The organism is Rhizobium oryzicola (genome assembly GCF_030504645.1).
GTDB lineage: Bacteria > Pseudomonadota > Alphaproteobacteria > Rhizobiales > Rhizobiaceae > Neorhizobium > Neorhizobium oryzicola.
In genome coordinates, this window is the sequence record NZ_JAUKWQ010000001.1 from 631,024 (window position 1) to 644,946 (window position 13,923).

Annotated in this window: 9 protein-coding genes; 6 read left to right on the top strand and 3 right to left on the bottom strand. The window is 59.7% G+C overall.

Annotation, left to right across the window (positions count from 1 at the left end):
* Positions 1–142 precede the first annotated feature (142 nt).
* The 5 genes from Q2T52_RS03105 to Q2T52_RS03125 all read left to right on the top strand — a co-directional run bounded on the left by Q2T52_RS03105 (position 143) and on the right by Q2T52_RS03125 (position 5,782).
* Positions 143–1,561 (top strand): helix-turn-helix domain-containing protein, encoded by a 1,419-nt coding sequence (locus Q2T52_RS03105; RefSeq protein ID WP_302075205.1) that lies wholly within the window; start codon positions 143–145, stop codon positions 1,559–1,561.
* Between the two features lie 143 nt (positions 1,562–1,704).
* A complete protein-coding gene (locus tag Q2T52_RS03110; protein ID WP_302075206.1) occupies positions 1,705–2,799 on the top strand; it encodes a polyamine ABC transporter substrate-binding protein in 1,095 nt (364 codons plus the stop codon).
* A 71-nt stretch (positions 2,800–2,870) separates the two neighbouring features.
* Positions 2,871–4,037 carry an ABC transporter ATP-binding protein gene (locus Q2T52_RS03115; protein WP_302075207.1) on the top strand — a complete coding sequence of 389 codons (1,167 nt, stop codon included), beginning with the start codon at positions 2,871–2,873 and terminating at the stop codon, positions 4,035–4,037.
* Positions 4,038–4,048: 11 nt separating this feature from the next.
* Entirely contained in the window at positions 4,049–4,960 is a 912-nt protein-coding gene (locus Q2T52_RS03120; protein WP_302075208.1) for an ABC transporter permease subunit, read from the top strand.
* Between the two features lie 3 nt (positions 4,961–4,963).
* Positions 4,964–5,782 carry an ABC transporter permease gene (locus Q2T52_RS03125; RefSeq protein ID WP_302075209.1) on the top strand — a complete coding sequence of 273 codons (819 nt, stop codon included), beginning with the start codon at positions 4,964–4,966 and terminating at the stop codon, positions 5,780–5,782.
* A 56-nt stretch (positions 5,783–5,838) separates the two neighbouring features.
* On the opposite strand, the gene Q2T52_RS03130 is transcribed toward Q2T52_RS03125, so the two are convergent.
* Both Q2T52_RS03130 and Q2T52_RS03135 read right to left on the bottom strand, forming a co-directional pair.
* Positions 5,839–6,075, bottom strand: a complete 237-nt coding sequence (locus Q2T52_RS03130; RefSeq protein WP_302075210.1) for a DUF378 domain-containing protein — start codon at positions 6,073–6,075, stop codon at positions 5,839–5,841.
* A gap of 42 nt (positions 6,076–6,117) precedes the next feature.
* On the bottom strand, positions 6,118–7,977 hold the full coding sequence (locus Q2T52_RS03135) for an AsmA family protein (protein ID WP_302075211.1): 1,860 nt from the start codon (positions 7,975–7,977) through the stop codon (positions 6,118–6,120).
* A 161-nt stretch (positions 7,978–8,138) separates the two neighbouring features.
* On the opposite strand from Q2T52_RS03135, the gene Q2T52_RS03140 reads away from it, so the two are divergent.
* Entirely contained in the window at positions 8,139–10,094 is a 1,956-nt protein-coding gene (locus Q2T52_RS03140) for an acetoacetate--CoA ligase (protein ID WP_302075212.1), read from the top strand.
* Between the two features lie 235 nt (positions 10,095–10,329).
* Here the strand turns inward: Q2T52_RS03140 and Q2T52_RS03145 are convergent, their stop codons facing one another.
* Entirely contained in the window at positions 10,330–13,920 is a 3,591-nt protein-coding gene (locus Q2T52_RS03145; protein WP_302075213.1) for an ATP-binding protein, read from the bottom strand.
* Positions 13,921–13,923: the final 3 nt, after the last annotated feature.

Genomic DNA, 13,923 nt, shown 5'->3' on the forward strand with positions numbered 1-13,923 from the left:
TTGCTGAAAATGAATTTACATTCCGCCCTTCAAGACTTCCAGAAAATAAGCAAAGTCAGTGACTTGAAACGGGTTAGGATGTGCGGGCTTTGACAAGTGTGGATGTAACAATGTAAATGTTGTAAATAATCAGGAGGGTGGAATGGTTGAGCGCAAGATATTCGCAGGGCCACGCGTGCGGCGCGTGCGACTGGGGCTGGGGTTGACGCAATCGGCCATGGCGGAGGCGCTCGGGATTTCGCCTTCCTATCTGAACCTAATCGAGCGCAACCAGCGGCCCCTGACCGTGCAATTGCTGCTACGCCTCACCAGCGTCTACAAAGTGGATCTCGACCAGTTGCAGGGGGAGGGCGGCGGGCTTCTCTCGCAATTGAAGGAAGTGTTTGCCGATCCGCTTCTCGCAGGCGAATTGCCGGGCGATCAGGAATTGGTGGAAGTGACGGAGGCCGCGCCCAATGCGGCGGGTGCGTTGGTCAAACTGTACCGTGCCTACCGCGAACAGGCAGATCGCCTGTCGGATCTGGCTGAGCTTCTGGGCCGGGATGGTCAACAGACCTCGCTTTCGGCGACCCGTCTCCCGATGGATGAAGTCCGCGAGACGCTGGAGCGCCGACCCTATCATTTTGCCGGAATTGAGCAGGCGGCGGAAGCCTTCATGCAGGCGTTGCCAGCGGGGGAGGGGCTGGAGGCGGCACTGCGCACATGGCTGAAATCCGTACACGGCATTTCCGTGCGCTCGCTCCCCGTCACCTCCATGCCGAACTTGCGCCGTCGCTTCGATCGGCACTCCATGCGCCTCTTTCTGTCGGGCCGTCTCTCGCCCTTCGATCGTATCAGGGAGATTGCCCAGGAAATCGCGCTTCTGGCGCTGGGGCAGGATATCTCGGCGGAGGTTGCGGGCCTGAAATTGTCCAGCGAGGAGGCGCGTCGCATCGCCCGGTTTGAGCTGGCGCGCTACGCTGCGCATGCGCTCTTGATGCCCTACGGCGCTTTTCTCACCGCCGCACAGCGCAGCCGCTATGATATCGACGTGCTGGCCTCGCGTTTCGAGGTGTCGGTGGAGCAAGTGGCCTCGCGGCTTGCATGTCTCGCGGGTGAGGGCGCGCAGGGCCTGCCGTTTTTTCTGATGGAGGTGGATCATGCCGGCAAGGTGTTGCGACGGCTCGGTGCGCAGGGCTTTCCGCAGGCGAAGTTCGGTGGCCACTGTCCGAAGCTTGGCATTCATTCAGCCTTTGCCCAGCCGGGCCAGATCTTGGTCGACAAGGTAAAGATGCCGGATGGGCATAGCTATCTCACCATCAGCCGTACGACCGATCAGGGGCTGGCAAGCTATGGCGAGCGCCTGCGCCGAACCGCGATTCTCTTAGGCTGCTCGCTGGAGGCGGCGAGCGAAACCGTCTATGCGCCAGCCGCGCAATTGCCGGCGGCCACGGTGCTGGCCGGCACCGGCTGTCGGCTGTGCCAGCGGCAGGGCTGTCTGTCCCGCGCCGAGCCGCCGTTGACGCGTCCTCTTGGTCTGGACGAGATGGTGACGGGGTTGTCTGCTTTCGATTTTCTGTGACGCGCCCGTCTGCAACTATGAAGCCTTTGTCACATATTTCCGCTTGTGAGGCGCCCTTTTCCTTCTTAGTCTGCGAGCAAAACACGGGCAGATTTGCCGGTTGCCTGCGGAATGCGCAACCGGCAGGGGAACAGGAGAAGATCATGAAAACGCCGATGCTTCAGATGTTTACGGTTGCCGCTCTTGCACTGGCTGCAACGACCGCCTCTGCCAAGGACCGTGAGGTCCACGTCTATAACTGGTCGGATTATATCGACCCGACCATCCTGGAAGATTTCACCAAGGAAACCGGCATTAAGGTTGTCTATGACGTTTTCGATGACAACAGTCTGCTGGAAACCAAGCTTCTGGCCGGCGGCTCCGGTTATGACGTTGTGGTTCCGACCGGCCCCTTCCTGCAGCGCCAGATCAAGGCTGGCGTCTACGCCAAGCTCGACAAGTCCAAGCTGACCAACATCTCGAACATGTGGCCGGATGTGATGGATCGGCTGGCCAAGTACGACAAGGGCAATGAGCACGCCGTCAACTACATGTGGGGCACGACCGGCATCGGCTACAACGTCGCCAAGATCAAGGCCGTGCTGGGTGATGTTCCAATCGACAGCTGGGATGTAATCTTCAAGCCGGAAAACGCCGCCAAGCTGAAGGCCTGCGGCTTGAACATTCTCGATGCACCGGATGAGACCTTCGCGATTGCGCTGAACTATCTCAAGAAGAATCCCGACAGCAAGGACGTTGCCGATATCCGCGCCGCCGGTGAGGTCTACAGCAAGATCCGCCCCTATGCGCGCTCCATCAACTCGGCCGCCTATATCAATGATCTCGCCAATGGTGACATCTGCATCACCATCGGCTGGTCAGGCGACATCCTGCAGGCGAAGAAGCGCGCGACGGAAGCCAAGAACGGTGTCGAGATCAAATATGTGATCCCGAAGGAAGGCACCTATATGTGGTTCGACAATCTGGCGATTCCGGCAGACGCCAAAAATGTCGCAGAGGCGCATGAGTTCATCAACTATCTGATGCGGCCGGAAGTCATCGCCAAGGCTTCCAATTTCGTGCAATACGCCAACGGCAACCTGGCCTCGCAGAAGTTCGTGGACAAGGATGTGCTGGACAACCCGTCCGTCTATCCGACCAAGGAGGTGATGGGCCGGCTCTTCACCATCTCTCCCTATGAAGGCAAGTCTCAGAAGGAGGTTACCTCCGTCTGGACCAAGTTCAAGAACGGACGTTGATGCCGAACGGGATAGGGGCGGCTCCTCGGGTCGCCCTTTTCGATATGTGACCAGCGACATTGGGGAGCCGCATGGCGAAATCTCTCGGACCCGTCAAACGCAAGTTCTCGCCCTGGACCGATCCTTCTGCCACGCCCTTCATCCGGTTTGAAAACGTCACGAAGACGTATGGCGATTTCACCGCCGTCGACAACCTGACGCTCGATATCTATGAGCGCGAATTCTTCTCGCTGCTCGGCCCCTCCGGCTGCGGCAAGACCACGCTGATGCGCATGCTGGCAGGCTTCGAAGAGCCGACATCGGGCCGTATTCTCCTGCAGGGGCAGGATCTCGCAGGCGTGCCGCCCTATCGTCGCCCCACCAATATGATGTTCCAGAGCTATGCGCTCTTTCCGCATATGACGGTCGAGAAGAACATCGCCTTTGGTCTGGAGCAGGATGGTCTGCAGAAGGCGGACATCAAGGCACGCGTCGAGGAAATGCTGAAGCTCGTCAAGCTGGAGCCCTTCGCCAAGCGTAAGCCGGCGCAGCTTTCCGGCGGTCAGCGGCAACGCGTGGCGCTGGCCCGCTCGCTGGCCAAGCAGCCGAAAGTTCTGTTGCTGGACGAACCGCTCGGTGCGCTGGACCGCAAGCTGCGCGAAGAAACCCAGTTCGAGCTGATGGATATCCAGCACACGCTGGGGCTCACCTTCCTGATCGTGACGCATGATCAGGAGGAGGCAATGACCGTCTCCGACCGCATTGCCGTGATGGACAAGGGCGTCATCGTGCAAGTCGCGACGCCGGCGGAAATTTATGAAGCACCGAATTGCCGCTATGTGGCTGACTTCATCGGCGACATCAACATTCTCGAAGGTAAGGTCACGGCGGAAGGCGGCGCGCCTGTGTCGCCCGGACATCCGCCGGTGATGACTCTCGTCAGCGAGGGCTTGCAGATTGCCGTGGAGCAGGAATGCCCCGCCGCCGTGGGCGATGCCGTCGCCTTTGCCGTTCGTCCGGAAAAGGTGCGCATCTCGCTCGACCAGCCAGCCGATACGGCAGTCAATGCCGCCCATGGCGAAGTCTGGGACATCGGCTATCTCGGCGATTTCTCTGTCTTCCTGGTCAAGCTGGACGATGGCCGGATTATCCGCGCCGCGCAGGCCAATGTCTCGCGTCTGGTGGACCGACCGATCACCTACGGCGACAAGGTCTGGCTGAAATGGCCGCTCGATGCCGGTCTTGTGCTGACACGCTAGCGGAGAGGACGATGGCCGAAACACCGACATCCTTTGCCAAGGCAAGTCCATCGCGATGGCTGATCGTCACCATCCCCTATCTGTGGCTGGTGCTGTTCTTCGCGGCGCCCTTCTTTATCATCTTCAAGATTTCGCTGTCGGACACGGCGATAGCAATGCCGCCCTACGAGCCGGTCTTCGAAGGCTTTGCCTCGCTCGGCGATTTCCTGTCAAAGCTGGATTTCGAGAATTACCAGTCTCTGTGGGGAGATTCGCTCTATCTCAGCGCTTATCTTTCATCGCTGCGGATCGCTGCCATCTCCACGCTGCTGCTGCTGATGATCGGCTATCCAATGGCACTCGCCATGGCGCGCGCGCCATCTACCATCCGCCCGACCCTGATGATGATGGTGATCCTGCCCTTTTGGACCTCCTTCCTGATCCGCGTCTATGCCTGGATCGGCATTCTGAAACCGGAGGGACTGCTTACCGCAGCGCTGCATGCGGTGGGACTGATGGCGCCGGACCAGCAGGTGGAAATCTACCGTACTGATTATGCCGTCTTCATCGGCATCGTATATTCCTACCTGCCCTTCATGGTGCTGCCGCTCTATTCGGCGCTGGAAAAGCTGGATGGTACTCTCCTGGAAGCGGCCAGCGATCTCGGCTGCCCGCCCTGGAAGGCCTTTTGGAAAATCACCTTTCCGCTTTCCCTGCCGGGTGTGATTGCCGGCTCGATGATCTGCTTCATCCCCATCACCGGCGAGTTCGTCATCCCGGATCTCTTAGGCGGGCCGGAAACGCTGATGATCGGCCGCACGCTCTGGGTGGAATTCTTCGGCAATCGAGACTGGCCCTTGGCATCTGCTGTCGCCGTCGTGTTGCTTCTGGCGCTGGTGGTGCCGATCGTCATCTTCCAGAACCAGCAGCAGAAGGTGAGGTGAGCGATGAAGCCCGGCCGTTTCGACAGCACTGTGCTGACCTTCTGCTTCGCCTTCCTTTATCTGCCCATCATCATTCTGGTGGTCTATTCCTTCAACGCGTCCAAGCTGGTCACTGTCTGGGGCGGCTTTTCACTGCAGTGGTATCGCTCGTTGTGGTCGAACGAAAGCCTGATGGATGCTGCCTGGGTGACGGCCCGTGTCGGCGTCTTGAGCGCGACCATCGGCACTGTGCTCGGCACGCTCGCGGCACTCACCCTTGTCCGATTTCCGCGCTTTCCCGGGCGCATTCCTTTCACGGGCATGATCTATGCGCCGCTGGTCATGCCTGAGGTCATCACCGGCCTCTCCATGCTGCTGTTGTTCGTGGCGCTGGATATCGATCGCGGCTTCTGGACGGTCGTGATCGCCCATACGACATTCACCATGTGTTATGTCGCCATCATCGTGCAGTCGCGCCTGCTGACCTTTGATCGCAGCCTGGAAGAGGCGGCGCTCGATCTCGGTTGCCCGCCGGTCAAAACTTTCTTCAAGATCACGCTGCCGCTGATCCTGCCGGCCATCGTGTCAGGCTGGATGCTGGCCTTCACGCTCTCGCTCGATGATCTTGTCATTGCCAGCTTCACCACGGGGCCGGGGGCAACAACGCTACCGATCAAGATTTATTCGCAGGTTCGGCTGGGTGTCACGCCGGAGATCAATGCGGTTTGCACCATTCTGATTGCCCTCGTTACGACCGGCGTCATCATTGCCTCCATCAGTGCCAAGCGCGCCGAACTGCGCCGCATCCATGATGAGCATGTGGCCTTGCGCGGCACCAGCTGAGCAAAACGAAACCGGCTCCGCAAGGGAGCCGGTCGCGCCGCAAATGATAATAACGTTTAGCGATGGCCCAGATGAGCCTCTGCAGCCGTCTCGCCGACCGACATAGCGCGCGAGAAGGGGATCAGCTGCCAGATGGCTGACAGGCCCACGAGCACGTAGACGATCCTGGACAGGGCTGCATCCTGACCGCCGAAGATCGTGGCAACCAGATCGAAGTTGGCAAGGCCGACCAGAAGCCAGTTCAGGCCACCGATGATGATGAGAAGCAGGGTGATGATGTTGAGGGCGCGCATTCTAGTCTCCCTTTCCGAGGCTTGACTGCACACCCAACCGGGTCAAGGTTGCTTTGTTCCGTCAATATCTTGCGGCTGAGCCTGACCGGGCGCAGGTGCCCCCTGTGGTAGAGGCCAGAGGATGGGGTTCGGCCACGCGCCGCCGATGAAGAGATTGAGAGGCGGCAATGCGGCCGTCGTCGCGTCGATGATGGTGGAGGAAAGTGCAAGGCCGCCGGTTTCGTAAGGGATGACGCCGGTGAGGCTGATCGATTGTTGCGGCCCTTCGCTGCGGGCAGTTCCGATTTCCGCGATTCCGTTAGCGATCTTCGTATCGATATCCAGATGATTGAAATCGATCGTTCCACTCCCAGCTTCGCCCAGTGTGAAATAGGATTTGCTCCCGGCAAGCCGGCGCAATTCCTTGACGTTGAAGCCCGAGATGCGCCCATTGTCTGCGCTGATCTTCAGACTGCCGGTCATGTCCTTGGCGCCGATGGACTGCAGCGGTTTTGTGGCATGCAGATCAAGCGTAACCGAACCGGTGCCCGATATCATGGGCGTGGTCCAGGACATATCTTTCGCCAAGGTATCGAACCCTATGTTTTTGACCATCAGGCGCATATCAACCCCCGGCGAGGGAGTCGTGACCGTACTCACGAGACCGCGAAGCGTGCCGTTGTGCAGATCGCTGTCGAGAATTTCCAGCCGCGACTGCTCCGCATTTGAAACGATGCTGATGGCGGCATTATCGAGAGGGAGCGGGCCAAGGAGCGCAGCGTTTGCGGAGAGCCGGAGGTCAAAGCCGATGCCTTGTTCCGGCATAGCCTTCTCTTCCATGCGTTCGGGATGCTGGCCGGTGGCGACGGCATCGACCAGGGGCCACAGCTCCAGCCGGTCGAAAGCAAGCGTACCGGTCAGGCGCGGTGGTCGCTCGGGGATCAGCATCAGATCCATGATGCCCGTTGCGTGAGAGCCGTTGGCCGCGACGGAAAGCTGTTCCATGCGCAAGGCGCCTGCGGTTCTGACCAGCTTGGACGTCAGCGAAATGTCGCGCAGGCGGTCTGCGGCATGCACGTTAAGCTGCGCCCGTTGAACGAGCGATTCCATGTTGGGAATGGAAAGCTCCAGATCACCGGACAGGAAGCCGTAGGATGACAGATCGACATTGCCTGTGAAACGGGTTGTGATCAGCGCGGATTTCAACGTGGCATCCAGATCCGCCATGCGTCCCGACAGAAACAGCAGCGGCTGCGCCGAAAACAGATCGAGATTGACACTTTGGTCACGCAGGCGCGCACGCAGTTGCAGGCGTGCGGCAGCGGACAGGTTCGGCCAATCGAGCGTTCCATTGACGCCATCGACGACAAGTGTGCTGCCATCTTGCGCCGTCAGGCGGACGATTCCCTCCGTCACCGTGACGTCACCGATAACAGCGTCGAGCGACGGAGCGAGAAGCTGGCGGCCGCCAGCGCCGGTCGCCTTCTGAATGGCCTTGCCCAGAAGCCCGTCGCCATTCCAGTTGAAATGTCCGTTCTTGTCGATGGTGACGCTGATATCCGGGTTGACCAGTGCGAAATCCCGAAAAATCGGTGTGCCCTGAAGCGCCTTCAGCAGGCTGAAGCGGGCCGACAATTTGCTGACACGCCCGAGCACAGGGGCATTTGGGGCTTCCCATGCACGAATGGTGATGCCGCGCATGCTCACGGTTGGAACCGGCCAGAAGGAAAGATCGGGTGTTCCCTCGATCGTCACATCATGCCCGAGCCAGCCCTCCACGGCATCTTCCATGCGTGAGCGCACGAGCGTGGAGGATATCAGGCTTGGCGCAACCAGACGGAACAGCACGATCATGATAATCGCGAGGAGACCAAGCGAGATCGCAAGGCGAGCAATGCGGGTTTTCGGCTTCAATGCTCTCATGGGTCCGTCGGGCCGTCAGTCGGCGTGGATGATCGGGCACCGGGATGCCCGCAACTGCCTAACGGAATTCAAGCCACGATGCAAATTGCGCAAGCGAGTGGCCCTTTATCGTGCAATGCAACATGCTATACCTTCCGGACTGGTTGGAGGACTTGAGCCTGATGACATCGATTGACTTGCCCTTGTGGAGCCCATCGCCGGAATTGATTGCTTCTGCACCGCTGACCAGGTTCATGGCCTGGTGCGGTGAGCGCCACGGCCTGAGTTTTGAAAATAGTGATCAGCTGCATAAGTGGTCCATCGCCGAACGTGGGGCCTTCTGGACGGACATCTGGGATTTCTGCGGCGTGGTGGGTGAGCGCGGCGCGCGTGATCTGATCCATGGCGACGACATGCTGGCCGCACGTTTCTTTCCCGACGCCAAACTCAATTTTGCGGAAAACCTGCTGCGTAATTCCGGCAGCGACGATGCTCTGATTTTTCGTGGCGAGGACAAAGTCGCCTATCGCTGGAGCTGGGATCATCTGAGAGAAACGGTGTCCAGGCTGCAGCAGGCTTTCAAGGCTGCCGGCATTGGCGAGGGCGACCGTATTGCGGCCATGATGCCGAACCTTCCGGAAACCATTGCCGGCATGTTGGCGGCAGCCTCCATTGGCGCCATCTGGTCTTCCTGCTCCCCCGATTTCGGCAAGCAGGGCGTTCTGGACCGTTTCGGGCAGATCGAGCCCAAGCTGTTCATCACCTGCGATGGCTATTGGTATAATGGCAAATTGCAGGATGTGGCTGCAAAGGTGCAGGAAATCGTCGCAGAGCTTTCTGTGCCCGTGCTGGTGGTGCATTACGCCGGAGATGCCGCCGCATTGGCAGCGTCTCTCCCGAATGCGAGAACCTTCGATGCGCTGCTTGCGGATTACGCGCCCGCACCGCTGGAATTTGCAGCCCTGCCCTTCTCGCATCCGCTCTATATTCTCTTTTCGTCCGGCACGACGGGCGTGCCTAAATGCATCGTCCATTCGGCAGGCGGCACACTGCTGCAGCATCTGAAGGAGCACGTGCTTCACTGCGGCATTCAGCCGAAGGACCGGCTGTTCTATTTCACCACCTGCGGCTGGATGATGTGGAACTGGCTCGCATCCGGCCTTGCGGCGGGTGCCACGCTTTGCCTCTTCGATGGCTCCCCCTTTGCCCCGGATGGCAATGTTCTCTTCGATTATGCGGCGGCCGAACGGTTTGCCATATTTGGAACCTCGGCAAAATACATCGACGCGGTGCGCAAGAGCGGACTTGAGCCCCGCAAGACGCACGATCTTTCGAGCCTGCGGTTGATGACCTCCACCGGTTCTCCGCTGTCGCCGGAAGGTTTTTCCTTTGTCTATGAGGGCATCAAGCCGGACATTCATCTGGCCTCCATTTCCGGCGGCACCGATATCGTCTCCTGCTTTGTGCTCGGCAATCCCCTGAAACCCGTCTGGCGCGGCGAAATCCAGGGGCCCGGCCTGGGGCTTGCGGTCGATGTGTGGAACGATGACGGGAAGCCAGTCAGCGGAGAGAAGGGCGAACTGGTCTGCACCAAGGCCTTCCCGTCCATGCCGATCATGTTCTGGAACGACCCTGACAACAAGAAGTACAAGGCTGCCTATTTCGAGCGGTTCGACAATATCTGGTGCCATGGCGATTTTGCCGAATGGACCGAGCATGGTGGGCTGGTCATTCATGGTCGATCGGACGCTACGCTCAATCCGGGTGGGGTGCGGATCGGCACTGCCGAAATCTACAATCAAGTCGAGCAGATGCCGCAAGTGCTGGAAGCCTTGTGTATCGGCCAGGATTGGGATGACGACGTCCGCGTCATCCTGTTCGTGCGCCTTGCCAGCGGCATCACACTGGATGCCGAGCTTGAAAAATCGATCAGGGCGCGCATTCGCACCGGTGCATCACCGCGCCATGTGCCCGCCAAGATCATTGCCGTTGCGGATATTCCACGCACCAAATCCGGCAAGATCGTCGAGCTTGCAGTTCGGGAGGTTGTTCATGGCCGGCCTGTCAAGAACAAGGAGGCATTGGCAAACCCGGAAGCGCTGGTGCTTTTTGAGGGACTTGCCGAGCTAAAAAGTTGAGCCATTAAAGAAAATGTCACATTCCGGCACATATCTGATTTTCAAAACGAAAATCCAGATCAAGTGTCACACTTTAACCCGATTTTAAGGCGTGGCCGAGCACTATGTTTCAGGATGAAGCGCGAGGTAAAGTTCGAAGTCCCACGCTTCATGGACTATCCGGCTCCATCCGGAGTCGTTCAGCATTTACCTCCAAGGCAGCTTCGGCTGCCTTTCTTTTTGGTCCGACACGGGTTCAGTTCGCCAGAACCCGCGGAGATGGAAAGGTCACCTCGACCAGAGTACCCTCATTCGGTGTCGAATGGATCGCAAACGAGGCCCGATTGGCATCGACCATCGCCTTGGTCAGCGGAAGGCCAAGGCCTGTTCCGTCGCCGCGCTTACGGCTGGCACCTGCCACCTGCCTGAAGGGCTTCATCGCCAGTTCCAATTCCGAGCGCGACATGCCGATGCCGGTATCGCGTATGCGCAGCACCACGCTGCCATTCGCTTCATAGGCGGTGGAAACCACGATCTGGCCGCCAGCTGGTGTAAACCGGATGGCGTTGGAGAGAATGTTGAGCACGATCTGCTTGATCGACCGGATGTCGGCCACAACAGGCGGCACCGAATGTGAAAGTGCCGTGCGGATAATGACCCTCTGGCTGTTGGCCTGCGGCTGAACCAGCGAAACAGCTTCGGCGACGGTATCGTTCAATCCGACCGAGGAAAATTCCAGATCCATCTCGCCAGCTTCGATCTTCGAAATATCGAGAAGATCGTTGACGATGTCGAGGACATGACGACCCGAACGACCGATGTCGTTGGCATATTCCACATAGCGCGGGTGACCGACGGGACCTAAGCGCTCCGTCGCCATCATGTCCGCAAAGCCGATGATCGCATTCAGCGGCGTGCGGATCTCATGGCTCACATGGGCAAGGAAATCTGTCTTGTGCGCATTGGCGGTTTCTGCCGCGCGCTTGGCATTGCGCAGTTCTTCTTCCGTGCGCTTCCATTGGGTGATGTCACGGATCACGGCGCAGTAACCGTTGGACGAGGTGAGCTTGCCGATCGTCATGAACAGAGGCAGGAAGCCGCCTGAGGCCTCGCGTCCCATCACTTCGCGCCCATCATTCAGCACGCTCGCCACGCCGTGGCCGGCAAGCCCGGACAGATATTCGAGCACAGACTTCTGGCTCTCATGCGCGAACAGCATGACGAAGGGTTGGCCGCGCGTTTCGCCATCATCATAATTGAAGAGCGCACTTGCTGCGCGGTTCATCGAGCGAATATCGCCCTCGCTATCGATGATGACGACACCATCGGTCGCGGTGTCGAGAATGGCCTTGAGCTCATCCACTTCAACCTTCAGACGGGCGATCTCGTCAGCCTGCGTGGAGATTTCCTGCTGGCTGGCGGTAACCTCCGCAGCCGTCGCATGCTGTGTCTGGCCGGTCGGCATCAGCGCGAGAATGAGCGCGCTCGCCCCCATCCAGCGTACGGATTGCAGCCGAGCGCTGACGGGAATGATCTCGTCATCCGCCCGCACAAAGGCCATGCCGCCCGCCTCAGTCGTCTTGTCTTCCAGATCCTGCCGCTTCAGAAGCGCATCGAGGCCGCCCACTTCTTCGAGCGCCTCTACTGACTCATAGCCCGTCAGCCGAAGGAACTCGGGGTTGGCATGGATGAGCCGGTCCCCGGTATGGACCAAGAGTGCGACCGGCATCTGGTCAATGATATCGTCGCTGAGATCCGGACGGTGACGCAGAGGAATGATGCGGGAAAGAGCCTCGTGGAAGGTCTCCTCTTCCTGCTCCGCAGCTTCGTGCGTGTCCGCGGCGGCTTCTTCTGCAGCCGGCTCGACCTGCTCTGCCTGCTGGGCCTGTTCGCTGTCTAAGCCACTCGCCGGCGTCACCTCGTGGGCGACAGCGTCATCTGTGGAGGTGACAGGCGCTTCCGTTTCACCATGCTGCGGCGGTTCCACTTGCGCATCAGCCTGCGGCGCGGTTTTGCCCTCGGTCAGAGGCGGGTTGGTTGCCGCAGTCTGTTCCTCTAGAGGTGCGCTCCGGTCAGCCGGCGCCTCGGTATCTGCCTGTTCGCGGGCAAAGGCATCAAGTCGACGCGCAATTTCGCGAAATGCAGCCTGCTCGTTGGGGCTCAAGGGCTGGCGCGCATTGCTGCGCAATTCCTCGAACTGGATGACCTTGTCGGAAAAACGTTGGGTGGGATTTTCCACGATACGCAGGGCAGGCTTTTCCACGGCAGGCGGCGAAAAGCGTTCCGGGACGTCGGCCGAATGATCAATCGGTGCGGGCGCGTCGGCACTCGGCGCATCCACCGAGCCAGCTGAAGCCTCTTCGGGGGGCTGCTCCGTTGGCTCAAGGCTGTCTGCATGCGCCTCGGCAGCGGGAGTGTGCTCGCCAATGTCGGCGTCCCCCTCATCATCTGCGTGGTCCAGCGCAGAAACCGCCAGCGTCTGACGGGCGTCCTCGATGGCCGGTTCGTCGGCTGGTGCCTCCTGCACATCGGTCATGGTCAGGCCGATGGCCAAGGGGTCCTCCTCGGCATCGGAGAAGCGGATGATGCCAAAGCCGCGGAAACCATCGAATTCACGCGTGCGGGTATAGGTCGGCAGCGCCGCCAGATCGATTGGCACCACAAGCGAGGTACCCTCAACGGGCCACCATATGGTCTTGCCGGACCAGGTATCACGCTTCTGCAGAAGCTCCGCGATCTTGCCGTCCGGGTCCAGGTTGAACAGGGCAGCGACATCCGTAAAGGCCATGCCCGTGACTTCTGCGGCATGCGGGCCGACAGCCGCTGCCAGTTCCGGCGATACATCGCGGAAGCGCCCATCGGCATCGATCTTCCAGACGAAGCGTGTCGCGCGATTTTCACGGCCGAAATTGAACTGAGCAGGCGCTGCAACATGCGCGGCCTCCGGTGTCGCTTCGTCCTTGGCTATCGTTTCCGTCTTCGTCGCGCTTTCCGTTGAAGCATCTTTTTGCGTCTCGGGCGTTCGGCTCTCTTCCGTGTCCTCGAACTCCATATCATCTTCGAGGTCGGAGATCTCCGAAACGGCAGTCAGAGCCTCTTCGAAATCAATGGCCCGCGTAGCTTCCGGCTTGGCCGGGGCCTCTTCTGCAACAGCGGGGAGCGTTTCCTGCGCTGTGCCTGGCGCTTCTACCTGTACAATGAAGAGCAGCAGCAGAACCGGGTCGTCGGAAACCTTGGCAATGGCTGCGGGCAGATCTCCGAACGCTGTCGTCACCGGTCGCTTCAACAATCGGGAGCCACCCTTCACGGCGGTGGTCGCCAAGGCTTGCGTCAGGTGGGAATCGAGTTGCAGCTTGGCGAATTCGGCGGAGGAGGAAACCAGTGTCCCCTCCGAATCCAGCACCGCCATATGCGTGCTCGGATCATCCAGCCCTTCCAGCATCTGGCGTGCGCAATCGCTGGGATCAAGCGCGCCGGCGCTGACGGGGATGCTGAGCAGCACGCCCTGTGTTTCGTCAGAAAGCGTGATCAGCTGGCAGACTGCCTCGACCAGGACGCGTTGAAAACCGGAGGTGATGCGTATGTTGAAACCGCGCCGGTCGCCGGGCTTCATCAACTGCCGGGCAGCTGCACTGGCCTGACGGAAGGTCAGATCCTGTGAGGGCACTGGCTGGTCGAGGAAATCATAGACCGAGGTTACGCCGAACAGGGCGGCACCGCGCCCGTTGGCCCACAACACATCCTGCATGTCCCTGGAAAACAGCACGAGGGCGCGCCCTGCGGCAAAATGCACCCGCACATCCGGATGAACGGCAATGTCGACAAAGGGGTATTGTACGGTGGACATGGC